We start from the raw sequence: 17,657 nt of genomic DNA, 5'->3' as shown, positions 1-17,657 counted from the left end.
CCACCGCACCCTACGGTGCGATGACGCGAAACACACTGTCTGTCTGTTAGTTGAGAAGACTTCCCTGCAGCTCGGCGCGCAGGTCCGGAGTCAGGACACTGCCCGCACGGTCGACAAGGAGGGCCATCTCGTAGCCCACGAGGCCGATGTCGCACTCGGGGTGCGCGAGCACCGCGAGGGAGGATCCGTCGGAGACGGACATGAGGAAGAGGAATCCCCGGTCCATCTCGACCACGGTCTGGTTGACGGCGCCGCCCTCGAAGATCCGGGAGGCCCCGGCGGTCAGCGACGTCAGCCCGGAGGCCACGGCCGCCAGCTGGTCGGCGCGGTCCCGCGGGAACCCGTCGGACATCGCCAACAGGAGGCCGTCGGCGGAGACCACCACCGTGTGGGACACCCCGGGGGTGTTGTCCACGAAGTTGGTGATCAACCAGTTCAGGTTCTGCGCTGCCTGGCTCATCGCGCTCACACTAACGCTCCTGGTCATAGCTGTTACTTGACTGCTCGGATCCCGCGTTGCGGCCTTGCTGGACACCGCGTCGCAGGTTGCTCAACCTGCCACGGATGTCCTCCGGGGCCCTGGAGACCTCGGGGCCGCCCTGCGGGGTCGTCTCCGCAGCGCCCTCGACCAGGTTGGCCTTGGGCACTCGCCGAGGGAGACCGGACGGGGTGACCCCGCCCGCCTTCGGCTCGCGGAGTTTGCCGGCCTGCTGCCAGCGCTCGTCGTTCGTCGAACGCCAGGCCGTGCCGGCTTCCGTGCTTTCCGGGGCCCGCTCCGCGGCGGCGGCCGGCTGCTGTCGCGGCGACCGCTGCTCGAAGAGGGATCCGGAGGACTCCGCTTCCTGCTGTGCCGGCTGCCACTGCTGCTGGCTGCCGCGCCTGGGCAGGCCCGCTCCGGTCATTGCGTGACCGGCGTCCGCAGAGGCGCCCGGACGGTCGAAGCCTACGCGGTCCTGAGCCGGTTCGGGAGCGGCCTGGGGTTCCGATTCGGTCCCGTAATCCTGCTGGTAGGCGCCCGAGTAGGTGTTCCGCTCGGGCCACTCGGCCTGCTGGGACTGGTCCTCGTAGCCGCTCTCGTACGCCTGCGCGGGCTGCTGCTGGTCCTGGTAGCCGACTTCCGGATAGGCATAGCCCTGGTCCGGGTACGACTCGTAGGCCTGCGCCTGCTGCTGAGGTTCGTACGTCTCCTCGTAGCCCTGCGCGGACGGCTGCTCGTAGCCCTGGTACGGCTGGTACCCGTGCTCCGGCTGAGGTTCCGGATACTCCTGGGCGGAGTACTCCTCCTCCTGCGGCTGCTGCTGGCCGACCTGGGCCTCCAGCGCCGCCCGGCGCTCCTGATGGCTCAGGGAGCGGGCCATCGGGTCCAGGGGCGTGCCGTCGGCCGCCCGGCCCTCCTGGCCGCCCTGGCCGTCGTAGCGCGAGTCGTCGAAGCCGAGCTCGGCGGCGGTCCGCAGCGGGGCGGGCTGCTGGATCTGCTGCTGCGGGATCATCTGGGAGACGGTGAAGTCGTCGTCCGGGATGCCCTCGCCACCGCCACCGTGGGTGATGGCGTCGGGCAGCATGACCAGCGAGGTGGTGCCCGCGGCCTCGCCCGAGGGGCGCAGCTGGACGCGGATGCTGTGGCGGTCCGCCAGCCGGCCGACCACGAACAGACCCATGCGCTGCGAGATCGCGGCGTCCACGGTCGGCGGGTTGGCCAGCTTGTGGTTGATGTCCGCGAAGTCCTCGGCGGTGAGGCCGATGCCCTTGTCGTGGATCTCGACCATCACACGGCCGTCGGGCAGACGGGTGGCGGTGACGCGGACCTTGGTCTGGGGGGAGGAGAACGTGGTGGCGTTCTCCAGCAGCTCGGCGAGCAGGTGCACGAGGTCGGTCACGGCCTGGCCGTGGATCTCGGCGTCGGAGACGCCCGAGAGCTCGATGCGCTCGTACTGCTCCACCTCGGAGGAGGCGGCGCGCAGGACGTCGACGAGGGGGACCGGCTGGTCCCAGCGGCGGCCCGGGTTCTCACCCGCGAGGATGAGGAGGTTCTCGCCGTTGCGGCGCATACGGGTGGCGAGGTGGTCCAGGCGGAAGAGGTTCTCCAGCTGGTCCGGGTCGGCCTCGTTGTTCTCCAGGTCGGTGATGAGGGTCAGCTGGCCCTCGATCAGGGACTGGTTGCGCATCGAGAGGTTCGTGAAGATCGCGTTGACGTTCCCTCGCAGGAGCGCCTGCTCCGCGGCGAGCCGGACCGCTTCCCGGTGGACCTGGTCGAAGGCGCGGGCGACCTCGCCGATCTCGTCCTGGGAGGTGATCGGGATCGGGGCGACACGGGTGTCGACCTTGCCCGGGTCGGTGCGCGAGAGCTGGTCGACGAGCATCGGCAGGCGCTGCTCGGCGATGTCGAAGGCGGAGCTGCGCAGGCGCAGCATCGCGCGGCTCATCTGGCGGGCCATCATGGCGGCCAGGATGAACGCGGCGAGCAGGGCGACGACCACGATGGCGCCGGTGACGATCGCGTCGGTGCGGGACTCGTCGGAGACCGCGACGGCGTCCTTGACGGCCTTGTCGAGGAGGTCCTTCTCGACCTCGGCGTAGCCGTCGAACTTGGCGGTGGACGCGGCCTGCCAGGCGGGGGGCGTGGTGCCGGCCAGCGCGAGGGTGGTGTTCTTCGCGCCGCTGGCGATCGCCTCGGTCATACCGGTCAGCGCGGAGCCGTTGACCACGGGCGGAGCCTTGAAGACGGTGCCGGACTGCTCGGCGGCCTGCTTGGCCTGCGCGAGCTTGGCGGCACCCTCCTGGGACTTCTTGCCCATGACCTCCTTGAGCCGGTTCACGTCCTCGTCGGTGCCGGCGGCGACGTACTCGCCGACGGCTATCTCTTCGAGGTAGGCGTAGGAGGAGAAGGCGACGAGCTGGGCCTTGCGGGTGTCCTCGTTCTCGCTCGGGCGGACCAGCAGGTGGGTACCCACGGAACGCTGGAGCGAGTTCGCGGCCTTGGCCAGCTCGATCGCGTAGACCATGCGGCCGTAGCTGGTGACGTTGCCGGTGCCCAGACCCAGTTCGTTGGAGAACTGCATGAGGTAGTGCTGGACCAGCACGTACCCCTCTTCGGTCGGGATGGGGCCGGCCTGCGCGGGGAGGTTCTTCTTGGGGGTCTCCGGGACGGCGTAGGCCGTCTTGCGGACCAGCTCCAGCTTCGGCTCCTCCTGGCGGAAGAGCTCCAGACGGCGCTCCAGGCCCTGCTTCGCGGGCAGGTCCTTCGCGGCCTCGGCGAACTTGGCCTTGGCCGCGTCGGTGGCCGCGTAGGACTTCGTCACGGCGTCGTTGTTGCGGTCGCCCTTGAGGAGCGGCTCCGCCGTGAGGTCGCGCTCGTTGAGGAGGGCCTGGCCGTACTCGGCCGCGGCCTGGACGATCCGGGCGGTCTTCTCGGCGTCCTTCGCCTCGTTCCAGCTGTCGACGGACCCCTTCACCTGGAAGCCGCCCATGACCAGTCCGACGAGGACGGGTACCAGGAGGATGGCGTTCAGCCGGGTCGCCACACGCCAGTTGCGGGGCGAGAGCTTGCTGGTGCTGCCGCCGCTCGCGGGTGGGTCCACGGGCACGTCGACGGGCGACATGGCCGCGCGCGGCGGCGGGGTGAAGTTGCCGCGCGCGGGTTCATCCGCGGGGCTCGAGTTGCTTCGCCTCACTCGACCAACAACCTCTCGGCGGTGCTACTAGCTAGTTCGTTGAATTCCAGCACGATGCACGGCCGTGTTCCAAACAGTTGAAACCGGCCGTTCCCAGAGCCTTAAGCCCCACATAAACCGGACATAAAGAGCGACCTGCGGCAAAAATGGGGCCAGTTGTGCGCAGAGCGGCACCAGGCGAACGCGGGCAGTGGCCGACGGCCGTTTAATTCTCTGTCGAAACGTTATGAACGACAGGGGCGGGCCGTGTCCTATGACACAGCCCGCCCCGGCGTACGGCCTTGGAAAGCGTGCTACTTGAGCCGTGCCATCAGCGCGTGCTCGACGAGCGTGATGAGCGCGCTCTTGGCGTCCGCGCGGTGGCGGGCGTCGGTGGTGATGATGGGGGCGTCGGGGCCGATCTGGAGGGCCTCGCGGACCTCCTCCGGCGTGTACGGCTGGTGCCCCTCGAAGCCGTTGAGCGCCACGACGAACGGCAGGCCGCTGTTCTCGAAGTAGTCCACGGCGGGGAAGCAGTCGGCCAGCCGGCGGGTGTCCACGAGCACGATCGCGCCGATGGCGCCGCGTACGAGGTCGTCCCACATGAACCAGAAGCGGTCCTGTCCGGGGGTACCGAAGAGGTACAGGATCAGGTCCTGGTCCAGGGTGATGCGGCCGAAGTCCATGGCGACCGTGGTGGTCGTCTTGTCACCGGTGTGGGTGAGGTCGTCGATTCCGGCGGAGGCGCTGGTCATGACGGCTTCGGTGCGCAGCGGGTTGATCTCGGAGACCGCGCCGACGAACGTGGTCTTGCCCACGCCGAAGCCGCCGGCCACCACGATCTTCGCGGAGGTGGTGGAGCGAGGAGCCGCTCCGCCGTCAGAGCTTGCGAAGTCCACTGAGAACCCTCTCGAGCAGCGTTACGTCCGGCGTTCCGCCGGCCTCTCCATTGCCCGGCTGGTGGATGGCCACCATTCCGGCCTCGGCCAGGTCGGCCACGAGGATCCGGGCGACACCGAGCGGCATCGACAGAAGTGCGGAGACCTCGGCGACCGACTTCACCTCACGGCACAGCGTGCAGATGCGCTGGTGCTCGGGAAGCAGGTTCGAGAGGTGCATCGGGTCGGCCGTGGTGCTGACCAGCGCCTCGATGGCGAGCTGGTAACGCGGCCGGGTCCGGCCACCGGTCATCGCGTACGGACGCACCAGCGGCTGATCGCCTTCCGAGTACGAGTCTCCGTACGCATCGGGATAGGCGGGGGGCGGGGTCATTGATCCTCCGGGCTGGACAGCATTGGTCAGCTTGCCGTCTGACGGGGCGGCCGGTGGGGGGACGTGATGACGGCCTGGCGGGTGTACTGGGTTCCGGGTGCGGAGTCCCGGTCCCCCGGCCGGAAGTACCGTCCGGCCGGGAGAGTGGAAGTCAGATGAGCAGGCTTCCCTGCAGCTCCGCGCGGAGGTCCGGGGTGAGGACGCTTCCGGCGCGGTCCACGAGGAGGGCCATCTCGTAGCCCACGAGGCCGATGTCGCACTCGGGGTGCGCCAGTACGGCCAGCGAGGATCCGTCGGAGACGGACATGAGGAAGAGGAATCCCCGGTCCATCTCGACCACGGTCTGGTTGACGGCGCCGCCCTCGAAGATCCGGGAGGCCCCGGCGGTCAGCGAGGTCAGACCGGAGGCCACGGCCGCCAGCTGGTCGGCGCGGTCACGGGGGAATCCTTCGGACATCGCCAGAAGGAGTCCGTCGGCGGAGACCACCACCGTGTGGGACACCCCGGGGGTGTTGTCCACGAAGTTGGTGATCAACCAGTTCAGGTTTTGTGCCGCCTGGCTCATCGAACTCAACTATCGCTCCTGCTGGTAAGTGGGGTCGATGTGGTAACTGCCGGTCGCGGGGCCGGTGGTGCCGGCCTGGCGCCCCTGCTGGATACCGCGTCGGAGGTTGGTGAGACGGCCGCGGACGTCGTCCGGGGCACGCGATACCTGCGGGCCCGCCTGGGCCTCGGCCTGCTGCTGCGCGGTGCCGGCCACGAGGTTCGCCCGCGGTACCCGGCGGGGCAGGCCCGAGGTGGTGATCCCGCCGGCGGCGGGCTGGCGCACGCGCTCGGCCTGCCGCATCAGCTCGTCGTTCGGGGAGGACTTCCAGCTGACCGTCGGAGTGCTGCCGGTGACCGCCGTGGCGGGCTCGGCCGCGAGTTCCTGACCGCGCTGCTGTGTCTGCTGCTGCGCCTGCTGCTGGGGCTGCGGGCGCTGCGGCTGCTGGGGGACGGCCGGTGCCTGCACGGCGGGCTGCGGGCCACCCTGCGGGGTCCAGTTGGACTCCAGGGTGTCGAAGATCGGGCTGCGCACCTCGGCCGGTCCCTGCGCCGGCGGCAGGGCCTCCGGCTGGTACGCCTGCGGCAGTCGCGGAGCCTCGGCGCGCGGCGGGAGCGGCGCGGGGGCGTAACCGCCGTGCTGCTGCTGCTGCGGGGCCGGGGCCTGCTGCTGGGGCTGCTGCGGGGCGTAGCCGCCGACACCGGGGCCGCCCGGGCGGGCGAACTGGCCGGTGGAAGCCGGGTCCATCGGGCCGCCGCCCAGCTGCGGGCGCTCGAACTGCCCGGTGCTGGACGGGTCCTGGAAACCGTGCTGGTCGGGGCGCTGGAACTGGCCGGTCGTGCTGTTGGCCGGGTTGCCGCCGGCGCCCTGCGGGAGCGGGGCGTTGTAGTCAGGGCGGGCGAACTCGGCCGTGGAGCCGGGGCCCGACAGCTCGTCGTGCCCGCGCGGGACCTCGTGGCCGCCCTGGCCGCCGCCCCAGCTGGTGCCCTGCGGGAGCCCGGTGGGCGTGGCGCCCGCACCCGGAAGCTCCGGTCGGGGCGCGCCGCCCTGCGGCGGCAGCTGCGGCCGCCGGCGCTTGACGGGCTGCTGCGGCTGGCCCTGCTGCGGGTGCTGGCCCGGCTGCTGCTGGCCCTGCTGCGGCTGCTGCGGACGCTCGAAGCCGTTGCCCTGCGGGAACCCGGCCGGACCGGACGCGGACGGCGCGGACGCCTGCCGGCCCTGCTGGCCACCGAGGGGGCCGCCGGGCTGCTGGCCGCGCGCCGGGAGCGGGCCGCCGGAGCCGAAGGCACCCTGGCCCTGGGCCTGGCCCGTCGGAGCACCGGGACCGCCCTGCGGACGCTGCTGCCCGCCGGGGCCGCCGGGGCCACCGGGACCGCCCTGACCGCTCTGGCCCGGCAGCGCGGGACGCTGGGCCCCGCCGGTGACCTGGCCGCGCTGCTGGCCCGCGCCCACGGGGGGACGTGCGCCGGCGCCGGGCACGGAGGCCTGGCCGCCGGGACCGCCCTGTCCACCGGGACCGCCCTGGCCGCCCCCGGGGCCGCCCTGACCGCCCTGGCCCGCCATCGGAGCCGGCTTCTTGCCGCCCTGGGCGACGTCCACCGGCAGCATGACGAGCGCGGTGGTACCGCCCGAGTCGGACGGACGCAGCTGGATGCGGATGCCGTGTCGCAGGGACAGGCGGCCGACCACGAACAGGCCCATGCGGCGGGAGACGGAGACGTCCACGGTCGGCGGCGACGCGAGCCGCTCGTTGATCGCGGCGAGGTCCTCGGGGGAGAGGCCGATGCCGGTGTCGTGGATCTCGACCAGCACCCGGCCGTCGGGCAGCGCGTGACCGGTGACCTTGACCTTGGTCTGCGGGGAGGAGAACGAGGTGGCGTTCTCCAGCAGCTCGGCGAGGAGGTGCACGAGGTCGTTGACGACGCGGCCGGCGACCTCGGTGCCGGGCACCGAGGAGAGTTCGATGCGCTCGTACTGCTCCACCTCGGACGCCGCGGCACGGAGCACGTCGACGAGCGGGACGGGGCGGGTCCACCGGCGGCCCGGCTCCTCGCCCGCGAGGACGAGGAGGTTTTCGCCGTTACGGCGCATGCGGGTCGCGAGGTGGTCGAGCTTGAAGAGGGAGGAGAGCTGGTCCGGGTCGGCCTCGCGCGACTCCAGTTCGGAGATGAGCGAGAGCTGACGCTGGATGAGGCCCTGGGAGCGGCGCGAGAGGTTGGTGAACATCGCGTTGACGTTGCCCCGGAGGAGGGCCTGCTCGGCGGCGAGGCGGACGGCCTCGCGGTGCACGTCGTCGAAGGCCGCGGCCACCTGGCCGATCTCGTCGCGGGTGTGCAGACCGACGGACTCCACGGAGGTGTCGACGTCCTGCGGGTCCGACTCGGAGAGCTGCTTGACGAGCTCGGGCAGACGGTCCTGGGCGACGCGCGTCGCGGTGTCCTGCAGGCGGCGCAGCGAACGGATCATGGACCGGGCCATGACGAAGGCGCCGACGAGCGAGACACCGAGGACGAGGAGGATCAGGGCACCGTTGATGATGGCGTCCTGCTGCGACTCGCTCTTGAGCTCGCGGGCCTTCTGCTCCATGTCCTCGAGCAGGGTCAGCTCGATGACCTTCATGGCCTGGAGCTTGGTGTCGTCGGCGTCGTACCAGTCCATCCAGGACCGGTTCTTCTCCTTGCCGAACTGTCCCTGGGTGCTGAGCACGCGGCGGGCGTAGTGGTCGGCGCTGCCGATCTCCGTGTTGCCGTCGCCGAGCGCCGCGAGGAGTTCCTCGGGCTTGCCCTGGTAGACGAGTTCGAAGGTCTTCTTCGACTGGCTCTCGCCGCGCAGCGCGGAGAGGGCGTAGAGGCGGTCGTTCTCCTCCAGCTTGCCCGGCTTGTCGCCGCTCTCGGGGAGCGAGGCGGCGATGATCGCGCGCTGGATGGAGGCGTACTCCTTGGCGGAGGAGAACGCCGCCAGGGCACGGGTGCGCTTGATCATCTCGGGGCTGGAGGTGGCCTGGGCCATGTCCTGCGACAGCGAGAGCAGCGAGACGATCAGGGCGTTGTACTCGGTGACGGTCTGCTGGGCGCCGTTGACGTACGCCTTCTTGCGGATGTCCTCGATGCCGGTGAGCTGGCGGCCGATCTGCAGGATGTTGTTGCGGATCGACTTGAGGGTCTCGTCCTTGTCCTCCGCGCTGTCGACCTTGTCGGTCGCGTTGGCGAAGGCCTTGGCGGCGGTGTCGGTCTGGTCGCGGACGCCCTGGACGAGGCTGTTGGTCTTGCCGTCCTTGACCTGCGACATCGGACCGGCCGACTTGTCCCGCTCCTCCTGGAGCATGGCGGCCAGGTTGGTGGCCTGCCGGGTCATCGTCGTCAGCAGCTGCATGTGCTCCAGCTGCTCGATGTCGTTCATGGAGTCGTTGATGCGGAAGCCACCGAGCGTGGTGGCGGCGACGACGGGCAGGGTCAGCAGCGACACCAGTCGCGTGCTGATGCGCCAGTTCTGCATGGCGAGGCGGGAACCGGGCCCACTGGGGGCCTTCGGTATCGCCTCGGCAAGCTCGGCCGACTCGGTCTTGCCCTTGCCCCGGCTCGGCTTCACGGCCTTGCCGGCTTTGCCGCGGCCCTTCGCCTTCACCGGAGCGGCGGCGTCGGGGCCCGCTCCTTCGACAGCCGGCCCGCGGTTCTGGGCGTGCTGGGGTGAGGAGCCACGCTCGGTCCCGCCGCGCGGCTCCTGCTCCGTCGCAGCTTCCCCACGGCCCTGGCGGGCCTGGGGGGAACCCTTGCCATCCCTCTTGAATCGTCCCTGCACTAGCGTCGCAACCTCTGGACCAGGCGTCCCGCCGTTGACCGGCTGGACGGTGTCGAGTCGTGGGGCACTGACGGCCCCATGGTGGTCGTCGGTGACCGGCGCGTCTCCCTCTCCGTGCCACCGCGCTCGGCGCTGTCTCGCGCCACCTGCGCGCCGGCTGATTCCCGCGGCGGTCCCGCGAATTCCAGCACAGTGGGGGATCTCCAACAAGGTGCGCGTGTCGGCCCGGCGAGCCGGTTACGGCTTGTGATGGACGGGCTACGGGATGTGGAAGCCCTATCGGGAGGAATCGGACTTACGCCAATCAAAGCTTGCGCCTGGCAAGGTGTCCCAGTCGAGATGATCAGGAGCGGAATGGCGCATTCAGTGGCGCAATGTCCGTTTAGGCGGGCGGAATTGACCGTCCATTATGCCTGGAATGCCCGGTCATTGGTGAGCAAACTCACACGGCCGTGGCCATTACTTCCCGGTTCAGTCGGGGATTCAGATGTTTAGCCTTGCCCCTTGAAGGGTTGAAGCGTCCGAGCCCCGAGCGGCCGGCGCGTCCGACGACCCCCATTCCCCACGACCGAGCCGAGGGCCCGAAACTCCGATGAAGACGACGACGATGTTCCGCAACATAGCCAACCCCCGCCGCACCACCCTCGCGCACCTGAAGGACGCCGAGGAGCTGCAGGCGGCGCCGGCCACCCCGGAGCACTCCGTCGAGCTGCCGACCCAGACCGCGAACCCCCGCCGCACCGTCCTGATGGACGCGCCGGTCGCCGCCGCGCAGTAACCCCTCGCGGGGAATGAGCGCGAAGCGCCGCCGCCCACCGCGTTAGCCTGGAGTCCGCAGACTCCAGCCAGCGGAAACACCAGAGGGGCAGACGCAACACGTGCGCATCGCCAGGTTCTCGATCGACGGCAACGTCGCGTTCGGCGCGGTCGAGGGCGAAGCCGCCCCCGGCGACACCACGGGCCTCGTGCTCGACATCATCAAGGGCATCCCCTTCGCGGACTTCGAGCTCTCGGGCACGAAGGTCCCGCTGGACAAGGTCCGGCTGCTGCCGCCCGTGCTCCCGAACAAGGTCGTGGCCGTGGGCCGCAACTACGCGGAGCACGCGGCGGAGCTCGGCAATGAGGTCCCCGACGCGCCGATCACCTTCTTCAAGCCCTCCACCTCGGTGGTCGGCCCGGGTGACCCGATCACCTACCCCTCCTTCTCCCAGGACCTCCACCACGAGGCGGAGCTCGCCGTGGTCATCGGCCGCATGTGCCGCGAGGTCCCGAAGGAGCGCGTCAAGGACGTGATCCTCGGCTACACCTGCGCCAACGACGTCACCGCCCGCGACGTCCAGCAGCGCGAGAAGCAGTGGGCGCGCGCGAAGGGCTTCGACAGCGCCTGCCCCCTCGGCCCCTGGATCGAGACGGACCTCGACCCGAGCGACCTGACCATCCAGTGCACCGTCAACGGCGAACAGCGCCAGCTCGGCCGCACCAGCGACATGGTCCGCTCCATCGAGGACCTGGTCGTACACATCAGCGAGGCCATGACCCTGCTCCCGGGCGACGTCATCCTCACGGGGACCCCGGCCGGAGTCGGCCCCCTGAACGTCGGCGACGAGGTCGCCGTCACCATCGAAGGCATCGGCACTCTCACCAACAAGGTGATCAAGCGTGGTTAACGGACCAGTCCGCGTACGTTTCTGTCCCTCCCCGACCGGCAACCCCCACGTGGGCCTGGTCCGCACCGCCCTCTTCAACTGGGCGTTCGCGCGCCACCACGGCGGTACGTTCGTCTTCCGCATCGAGGACACCGACGCGGCCCGCGACTCCGAGGAGTCCTACGAGCAGCTCCTCGACTCGCTGCGCTGGCTCGGCTTCACCTGGGACGAGGGCCCCGAGGTCGGCGGCCCCCACGCCCCCTACCGCCAGTCCCAGCGCATGGACATCTACAAGGACGTCGCGCAGAAGCTCCAGGACGGCGGCTACGCCTACCACTGCTACTGCACCACCGAGGAGCTCGACGCCCGCCGCGACGCCGCCCGCGCCGCCGGCAAGCCCTCCGGCTACGACGGCCAGTGCCGCGACCTCACCGCCGAGCAGAAGTCCGCGTACGAGGCCGAGGGCCGCGCCTCGATCGTCCGCTTCCGGATGCCCGACGAGACCATCACCTTCACGGACCTGGTCCGCGGCGAGATCTCCGTGACCCCGGAGAACGTGCCCGACTTCGGCATCGTCCGCGCGAACGGCGCCCCGCTGTACACGCTCGTCAACCCGGTCGACGACGCGCTGATGGAGATCACGCACGTGCTGCGCGGCGAGGACCTGCTGTCCTCCACCCCGCGCCAGATCGCGCTCTACCGGGCGCTGATCGAGCTGGGCATCGCCAAGGGCGTCCCCGACTTCGGCCACCTGCCGTACGTCATGGGCGAGGGCAACAAGAAGCTCTCCAAGCGCGACCCCGAGTCCTCGCTCAACCTCTACCGCGAGCGCGGCTTCCTGCCCGAGGGCCTGCTGAACTACCTCTCGCTCCTCGGCTGGTCCTTCTCCAAGGACCAGGACATCTTCTCGATCGAGGAGATGGTGGCGAAGTTCGACATCCCGGACGTCAACGCCAACCCGGCCCGCTTCGACCTCAAGAAGGCCGAGGCGATCAACGCCGACCACATCCGGCAGCTGGACCCCAAGGCCTTCGCGGACGCCTGCGCCCCGTGGCTCACGGCCCCGCACGCCAACTGGGCGCCCGAGGACTTCGACGCCGAGGCCTGGGACCGCATCGCGCCCCACGCCCAGACCCGCGTGACCGTCCTGTCGGACATCACCGCGAACGTGGACTTCCTCTTCCTCAAGCAGCCCGTCGAGGACCAGGCGTCCTGGGACAAGGCCATGAAGGGCGAGCCCGCGGCCCTGCTGACCACGGCCCGCGAGAACCTGGCCGGCGCCGACTGGTCGGACCCCGAGTCCCTCAAGCAGGCCGTCCTGACCGCCGGTGAGGCCCACGGCCTCAAGCTCGGCAAGGCCCAGGCCCCGGTCCGCGTCGCCGTCACCGGCCGCACGGTGGGCCTGCCGCTCTTCGAGTCGCTGGAGATCCTCGGCAAGGAGCGCTCCCTGGAGCGCATCGACGCGACCCTGGCGAAGCTCTCCGCCTGACCCGCGTTCCACGAAGGGGCGGCAGTCGATCCGGCTGCCGCCCCTTCGGCGTTGTCGGCGCGGGGCCCTAAGGTGCGTGCTGTTGATCACCACCCCGTGGAAGGCCCTGCCATGCCGATGACCGCCCCCGACTACTCCCGGTACTTCACCCCGGGCCACTACTTCGCCTACGAGAGCGGGCAGACCGGCACCCTCCACGTGGCCGTCGCCGGCGAGCTCTGGCTCCCCAGCGGCCGGATCACCGCCTGCGACCCCTTCATCGGCCTCGGCGCCGGGGAGGCCGAGCCCTTCACCGTCGCCGTGGCACCGGGCCGCTACCGCGTCGAGACGGCCATAGCCACCCTCGTCACGCCGGGGGAGCCGGCCGAGGACACCCCGCACCTGCGCACGGCCGCGGCCCGGCTGGTGATTTCCGACACGGAGACGGTGACCTGGGAGCAGGCCCTGGTCGCGGGCCAGGATCCGGCGGAACTCGGGGACGACGAGTACTTCGGCTACGGCGTGGACGCCGGCGCGGGCTGCTTCTACGACGCGGCCGCCGACGAGTCCTTCCCGGAGTGCGAGGGCGACGAGGGCCCGCTCTGGGACGCCTTCGAGGAGAACGGCCACGGCCCCGGCCCCTACCTGGTCAGCGGTGAGGAGGGTCACAACCTCGCCGCCTTCACCTCCGGATGGGGCGACGGCTCCTACCCGACCTGGGTCGGCCGGGACCGCACCGGCGCCGTCACCTGCTTCCTGACGGACTTCTTCGTCGTGCCCACCCCGCAGGACGGCGCGGCGTAGGCTCGGCCCCATGCCGATCCGCGCCGTGCTGTGGGACATCGACGACACCCTCTTCGACTACACCGGCGCCGACACGGCCGGACTCGCCCGCCACCTCGTCGAGGAGGGCCTCGCCGGGCGCTACGGCACCCCCGCCGAGGCCCTCGCCCTGTGGCGCCGCCTCACGGACCGCAACTGGGAGCGCTTCTCCGCGGGCGAGGTCACCTTCGAGGGACAGCGCCAGGACCGCGTACGGGAGTTCCTCGGGGCACCCGCGATGACGGCGGCCGAGGCCACCGCCTGGTTCGGCCGCTACGTGGAGCACTACAAGGCCGCCTGGGCCCTGTTCCCGGACGCCCTGCCCGTACTGGACGCCCTCGCCGCCACCTACCGGCACGGGGTGCTCTCCAACGCCTCCGCCACCATCCAGGAGCCCAAGCTGCGCACCCTCGGCGTGCGCGACCGCTTCGAAGTGCTGGTCTGCGCCGTCGAGCTGGGCGTGAGCAAACCGGAGGCCGCCGCCTTCCTCGCCGCGTGCGAGGCGCTCGGACTGCCCCCGGGCGAGGTGGTCTACGTGGGCAACGAGCCGGACATCGACGCCCGGGGCGCCCGTGACGCGGGCCTGGCGGCGGTCTGGCTGGACCGCGACGGAGGGCGCGGCCCGGCTCCGGCGGGCGTGCACCGGATCGCGGGACTCGACCGGCTGCCGGAGCTGCTGGCTGCGGATACCCGTTTTGGAGCACGGTCAGGCATCCGGTAATGTTCTTTCTGCGCCGCCGGAGCGGGCCGAAAGGCCGGACACGGAGGCGCTAACCAAACGAAAGTCCCCAAGGGTCTTGAGTTTTGGTGGGCTATAGTGTAATTGGCAACACGAGGGTTTCTGGTTCCCTTATTCTAGGTTCGAGTCCTGGTAGCCCAGCGCAGTGCAGAAGTAACGCAGTGCTTTGCCCCCGTTGTGTAGCGGCCTAGCACGCCGCCCTCTCAAGGCGGTAGCGCCGGTTCGAATCCGGTCGGGGGTACAGATCCTTCCCGCAAGATCTCCATTGGGTAGCTCCCGGACGTCTTGATGCAGGATCGCTAGGGCCCCCGTTGTGTAGCGGCCTAGCACGCCGCCCTCTCAAGGCGGTAGCGCCGGTTCGAATCCGGTCGGGGGTACTGTGTCTAGCTGGTCTAGACCTTTGGGCTATAGTGTAATTGGCAACACGAGGGTTTCTGGTTCCCTTATTCTAGGTTCGAGTCCTGGTAGCCCAGCGTAGTACCGCAGTAAAGCTAGCCCCCGTTGTGTAGCGGCCTAGCACGCCGCCCTCTCAAGGCGGTAGCGCCGGTTCGAATCCGGTCGGGGGTACGCACAGGAGAGGCCCTCCGCGATCATCGCGGAGGGCCTCTTCCGCGTTTCCGGCGCGCTCGCCGGGGTGCCGGACCCCGGGTACAAGTGTGGGCCCGGAGGCGCGTGTTCGGACGTGTGCGGCGTCGTACGCGCCCCCGGGCCCGGGGGTTGTGGTGGGAGAGGTCTTCGGCCGGGGAGGTGTCAGCCGGAGCGGCGCAGGGCCTCCGTCAGACGGGCGGCCGCGTCGATGACGGCCTGGGCGTGCATGCGGCCCGGGTGGCGGGTCAGCCGCTCGATCGGCCCGGAGACCGACACGGAGGCCACCACGCGGTTCGACGGCCCGCGTACGGGCGCCGACACGGAGGCCACGCCGGGCTCCCGCTCGCCGATCGACTGCGCCCAGCCGCGGCGTCGTACGCCGGACAGGGCCGTGGCCGTGAAGCGCGCGCCCTGGAGCCCGCGGTGGAGCCGCTCGGGCTCCTCCCAGGCCATCAGGATCTGCGCGGCCGAGCCCGCCTTCATCGGGAGCGTGGAGCCCACGGGGACGGTGTCCCGCAGGCCCGACAGCCGCTCGGCGGCCGCCACGCAGATACGCATGTCGCCCTGACGGCGGTAGAGCTGCGCGCTCTCGCCCGTCACGTCACGGAGGTGCGTGAGCACCGGTCCGGCCGTGGCCAGCAGGCGGTCCTCGCCGGCCGCGGCGGCAAGCTCTGCCAGCCGCGGACCGAGGATGAACCGGCCCTGCATGTCCCTCGCCACCATCCGGTGGTGTTCCAGTGCCACGGCAAGGCGATGTGCCGTGGGTCGTGCGAGCCCTGTCGCCGCGACCAGCCCGGCGAGGGTGGCCGGACCGGACTCCAGTGCGCTCAGTACCAGAGCTGCCTTGTCGAGAACGCCGACGCCGCTAGAGTTGTCCATGAAACGATATTCACGTCTCACACTGTGAAACGCAAGTTCAATTTTTCCAAGAACCAGCGAGTCTGTATGTGCGGGTCCACGAACCACTGGGTCCGAGCCGTCGTTCCGCACGGGGGAAGCGGGCGATCAGGCGCAACAGATCTCTAATAAGCGCCGGCACAACCGGCCGGCCGGAGGGAAAGCGATGGGTAGGACACTCGCGGAGAAGGTCTGGGACGACCATGTCGTCCGGCGCGCCGAGGGCGAGCCCGATCTCCTCTTCATCGATCTGCACCTGCTGCACGAGGTGACCAGCCCGCAGGCCTTCGACGGCCTGCGCCAGGCCGGCCGCAAGGTCCGACGCCTCGACCTCACCATCGCGACCGAGGACCACAACACCCCCACCATCGACATCGACAAGCCGATCGCGGACCCGGTCTCCCGGGCCCAGCTGGAGACGCTGCGCAAGAACTGCGCCGAGTTCGGTGTCCGCCTGCACTCGCTGGGTGACGTCGAGCAGGGCGTCGTCCACGTCGTGGGACCGCAGCTGGGCCTGACCCAGCCGGGCACCACGGTGGTCTGCGGCGACTCCCACACCTCCACCCACGGCGCCTTCGGCGCGCTGGCCTTCGGCATCGGTACCAGCCAGGTCGAGCACGTGCTGGCCACCCAGACGCTGCCGCTGGCCCGCCCCAAGACGATGGCGATCACCGTCACCGGCGAGCTGGCCGAGGGCGTCACCGCCAAGGACCTGATCCTGGCGATCATCGCCAAGATCGGCACCGGCGGCGGCCAGGGGTACATCCTGGAATACCGCGGCGAGGCCGTCGAGAAGCTCTCGATGGAAGCCCGCATGACCATCTGCAACATGTCGATCGAGGCCGGCGCCCGCGCGGGCATGATCGCCCCCGACCAGACCACCTTCGACTACCTCGAGGGCCGCGACCACGCCCCCGTGGGCGAGGACTGGGACGCGGCGGTCGCGTACTGGAAGACCCTGCGCACCGACGAGGACGCGGTCTTCGACGCCGAGGTCGTCATCGACGGTGCCACGCTGTCCCCGTTCGTCACCTGGGGCACCAACCCGGGCCAGGGCGCGCCGCTGTCGGCCAACGTCCCCGACCCGGCTTCGTACGAGGACGCTTCGGAGCGCCACGCGGCCGAAAAGGCCCTGGAGTACATGGGGTTGACCGCGGGACAGCCGCTGCGCGAGATCCGCGTCGACACCGTCTTCGTAGGTTCCTGCACCAACGGCCGCATCGAGGACCTGCGCGCCGTCGCCGGGATCATCGAGGGCCGCAAAGTCGCCGACGGCGTACGGATGCTGGTCGTCCCCGGCTCGGTGCGGGTCGCGCTGCAGGCCGTGGAGGAGGGCCTGGACAAGGTCTTCAAGGAGGCCGGCGCCGAATGGCGGCACGCGGGCTGCTCGATGTGCCTGGGCATGAACCCCGACCAGTTGGCGCCCGGTGAGCGCTCCGCGTCCACCTCCAACCGCAACTTCGAGGGCCGGCAGGGCAAGGGCGGGCGGACCCACCTGGTCTCCCCGCAGGTGGCCGCCGCCACCGCGGTGCTGGGCCATCTGGCCTCGCCCGCCGACCTGTCCGACGCCACCGCGACCGCCGGAGTCTGAACCATGGAAGCCTTCACCACCCACACCGGCCGGGCCGTCCCGCTGCGCCGCAGCAACGTCGACACCGACCAGATCATCCCGGCCCACTGGCTGAAGAAGATCACCCGTGACGGGTTCGAGGACGGGCTCTTCGAGGCCTGGCGCAAGGACCCCGAGTTCATCACGAACCGCCCGGAGCGCGCCGGTGCGACCGTCCTGGTCGCCGGTCCCGACTTCGGCACCGGTTCCTCGCGCGAACACGCCGTCTGGGCCCTGCAGAACTTCGGCTTCAAGACGGTCATCTCCTCCCGCTTCGCCGACATCTTCCGCGGCAACTCGCTGAAGAACGGTCTGCTGACGGTGGTCCTGCCGCAGGAGACCGTCGACAGGCTGTGGGAGATCACCGAGGCCGACCCCACGGCCGAGATCACCGTGGACCTGGTCGACCGCAAGGTCCGAGCGGAAGGCGTCGAGGCCGAGTTCGAACTCGACGACAACGCCCGCTGGCGTCTGCTGGAGGGTCTGGACGACATCTCGCTCACCCTTCAGAACGAAGGGGACATCGACACCTACGAAAGCACTCGCCCGGCCTTCAAGCCGCGTACGATTCGGGCTTGATTCCAGCCTGATCAGCGCTTATTCACCCCCGGGTGATCACATCGG

General features: G+C 70.3%; 14 protein-coding genes and 5 tRNA genes. 12 read left to right on the top strand and 7 right to left on the bottom strand.

All coding sequences use genetic code 11. The features are described 5' to 3' along the window. Positions 1-46: 46 nt before the first annotated feature. From OOK31_RS09625 to OOK31_RS09600, 6 genes are all read right to left on the bottom strand, one after another. Entirely contained in the window at positions 47-460 is a 414-nt protein-coding gene (locus tag OOK31_RS09625) for a roadblock/LC7 domain-containing protein (protein WP_030037347.1), read from the bottom strand. Positions 461-470: 10 nt separating this feature from the next. Beyond that, complete coding sequence (locus tag OOK31_RS09620; protein WP_267012009.1) at positions 471-3,671, bottom strand: nitrate- and nitrite sensing domain-containing protein; 3,201 nt, start codon at positions 3,669-3,671, stop codon at positions 471-473. A gap of 293 nt (positions 3,672-3,964) precedes the next feature. Beyond that, positions 3,965-4,549, bottom strand: a complete 585-nt coding sequence (locus OOK31_RS09615) for an ATP/GTP-binding protein (RefSeq protein WP_266573764.1) — start codon at positions 4,547-4,549, stop codon at positions 3,965-3,967. Beyond that, a complete protein-coding gene (locus OOK31_RS09610) occupies positions 4,530-4,922 on the bottom strand; it encodes a DUF742 domain-containing protein (protein WP_267012008.1) in 393 nt (130 codons plus the stop codon). The genes OOK31_RS09615 and OOK31_RS09610 overlap by 20 nt, the downstream gene beginning before the upstream one ends. A gap of 151 nt (positions 4,923-5,073) precedes the next feature. Next, positions 5,074-5,487, bottom strand: coding sequence for a roadblock/LC7 domain-containing protein (locus OOK31_RS09605; protein WP_008739864.1), 414 nt, complete (start codon positions 5,485-5,487; stop codon positions 5,074-5,076). 9 nt (positions 5,488-5,496) lie between these two features. After that, positions 5,497-9,264 carry a nitrate- and nitrite sensing domain-containing protein gene (locus tag OOK31_RS09600; RefSeq protein ID WP_267012007.1) on the bottom strand — a complete coding sequence of 1,256 codons (3,768 nt, stop codon included), beginning with the start codon at positions 9,262-9,264 and terminating at the stop codon, positions 5,497-5,499. A gap of 592 nt (positions 9,265-9,856) precedes the next feature. Between OOK31_RS09600 and OOK31_RS09595 the strand changes: the two genes are divergently transcribed. The 10 genes from OOK31_RS09595 to OOK31_RS09550 all read left to right on the top strand — a co-directional run bounded on the left by OOK31_RS09595 (position 9,857) and on the right by OOK31_RS09550 (position 14,506). Further along, positions 9,857-10,042: a hypothetical protein gene (locus OOK31_RS09595; protein WP_267012006.1), complete on the top strand. Its 186-nt coding sequence runs from the start codon at positions 9,857-9,859 to the stop codon at positions 10,040-10,042. Between the two features lie 100 nt (positions 10,043-10,142). Next, a complete protein-coding gene (locus OOK31_RS09590; RefSeq protein ID WP_267012005.1) occupies positions 10,143-10,931 on the top strand; it encodes a fumarylacetoacetate hydrolase family protein in 789 nt (262 codons plus the stop codon). Then, entirely contained in the window at positions 10,924-12,399 is a 1,476-nt protein-coding gene (gene gltX, locus OOK31_RS09585; protein WP_267012004.1) for a glutamate--tRNA ligase, read from the top strand. Before OOK31_RS09590 ends, gltX begins: the two co-directional genes overlap by 8 nt. Before the next feature lie 111 nt (positions 12,400-12,510). After that, complete coding sequence (locus tag OOK31_RS09580) at positions 12,511-13,182, top strand: DUF4241 domain-containing protein (protein WP_267012003.1); 672 nt, start codon at positions 12,511-12,513, stop codon at positions 13,180-13,182. 10 nt (positions 13,183-13,192) lie between these two features. Then, positions 13,193-13,921 carry an HAD family hydrolase gene (locus tag OOK31_RS09575; RefSeq protein WP_267012002.1) on the top strand — a complete coding sequence of 243 codons (729 nt, stop codon included), beginning with the start codon at positions 13,193-13,195 and terminating at the stop codon, positions 13,919-13,921. Between the two features lie 87 nt (positions 13,922-14,008). Further along, positions 14,009-14,080: transfer RNA gene (locus tag OOK31_RS09570), tRNA-Gln, on the top strand. 27 nt (positions 14,081-14,107) lie between these two features. Further along, positions 14,108-14,180, top strand: a tRNA-Glu gene (locus tag OOK31_RS09565). Positions 14,181-14,243: 63 nt separating this feature from the next. Further along, a tRNA-Glu gene (locus OOK31_RS09560) sits at positions 14,244-14,316 on the top strand. 24 nt (positions 14,317-14,340) lie between these two features. Further along, positions 14,341-14,412 (top strand) — tRNA-Gln (locus OOK31_RS09555). A 21-nt stretch (positions 14,413-14,433) separates the two neighbouring features. Next, a tRNA-Glu gene (locus tag OOK31_RS09550) sits at positions 14,434-14,506 on the top strand. Between the two features lie 183 nt (positions 14,507-14,689). Here the strand turns inward: OOK31_RS09550 and ndgR are convergent. Next, positions 14,690-15,406: an IclR family transcriptional regulator NdgR gene (gene ndgR, locus OOK31_RS09545; RefSeq protein ID WP_007266782.1), complete on the bottom strand. Its 717-nt coding sequence runs from the start codon at positions 15,404-15,406 to the stop codon at positions 14,690-14,692. A gap of 184 nt (positions 15,407-15,590) precedes the next feature. On the opposite strand from ndgR, the gene leuC reads away from it, so the two are divergent. Together leuC and leuD are read left to right on the top strand one after the other, a co-directional pair. Next, positions 15,591-17,015 (top strand): 3-isopropylmalate dehydratase large subunit, encoded by a 1,425-nt coding sequence (leuC, locus tag OOK31_RS09540; protein WP_267012001.1) that lies wholly within the window; start codon positions 15,591-15,593, stop codon positions 17,013-17,015. A 3-nt stretch (positions 17,016-17,018) separates the two neighbouring features. Beyond that, positions 17,019-17,612, top strand: coding sequence for a 3-isopropylmalate dehydratase small subunit (gene leuD, locus OOK31_RS09535; protein ID WP_267012000.1), 594 nt, complete (start codon positions 17,019-17,021; stop codon positions 17,610-17,612). The last annotated feature ends 45 nt before the right edge of the window (positions 17,613-17,657 follow it).

The organism is Streptomyces sp. NBC_00249 (genome assembly GCF_026342355.1).
Taxonomy (GTDB): domain Bacteria; phylum Actinomycetota; class Actinomycetes; order Streptomycetales; family Streptomycetaceae; genus Streptomyces.
The sequence above is the reverse complement of the archived record's forward strand: the minus strand, read 5'-3'. Positions and strand labels throughout refer to the sequence as shown.

Excerpts from the sequence above, each read along its gene's own strand:
- OOK31_RS09610 (WP_267012008.1), bottom strand. The coding sequence starts at position 4,922 with ATGACCCCGCCCCCCGCCTATCCCGATGCGTACGGAGACTCGTACTCG.
- leuC (WP_267012001.1), top strand. The coding sequence starts at position 15,591 with ATGGGTAGGACACTCGCGGAGAAGGTCTGGGACGACCATGTCGTCCGG.
- OOK31_RS09575 (WP_267012002.1), top strand. The coding sequence starts at position 13,193 with ATGCCGATCCGCGCCGTGCTGTGGGACATCGACGACACCCTCTTCGAC.
- OOK31_RS09625 (WP_030037347.1), bottom strand. The coding sequence starts at position 460 with ATGAGCCAGGCAGCGCAGAACCTGAACTGGTTGATCACCAACTTCGTG.
- leuD (WP_267012000.1), top strand. The coding sequence starts at position 17,019 with ATGGAAGCCTTCACCACCCACACCGGCCGGGCCGTCCCGCTGCGCCGC.
- OOK31_RS09605 (WP_008739864.1), bottom strand. The coding sequence starts at position 5,487 with ATGAGCCAGGCGGCACAAAACCTGAACTGGTTGATCACCAACTTCGTG.
- ndgR (WP_007266782.1), bottom strand. The coding sequence starts at position 15,406 with ATGGACAACTCTAGCGGCGTCGGCGTTCTCGACAAGGCAGCTCTGGTA.
- OOK31_RS09595 (WP_267012006.1), top strand. The coding sequence starts at position 9,857 with ATGAAGACGACGACGATGTTCCGCAACATAGCCAACCCCCGCCGCACC.
- OOK31_RS09580 (WP_267012003.1), top strand. The coding sequence starts at position 12,511 with ATGCCGATGACCGCCCCCGACTACTCCCGGTACTTCACCCCGGGCCAC.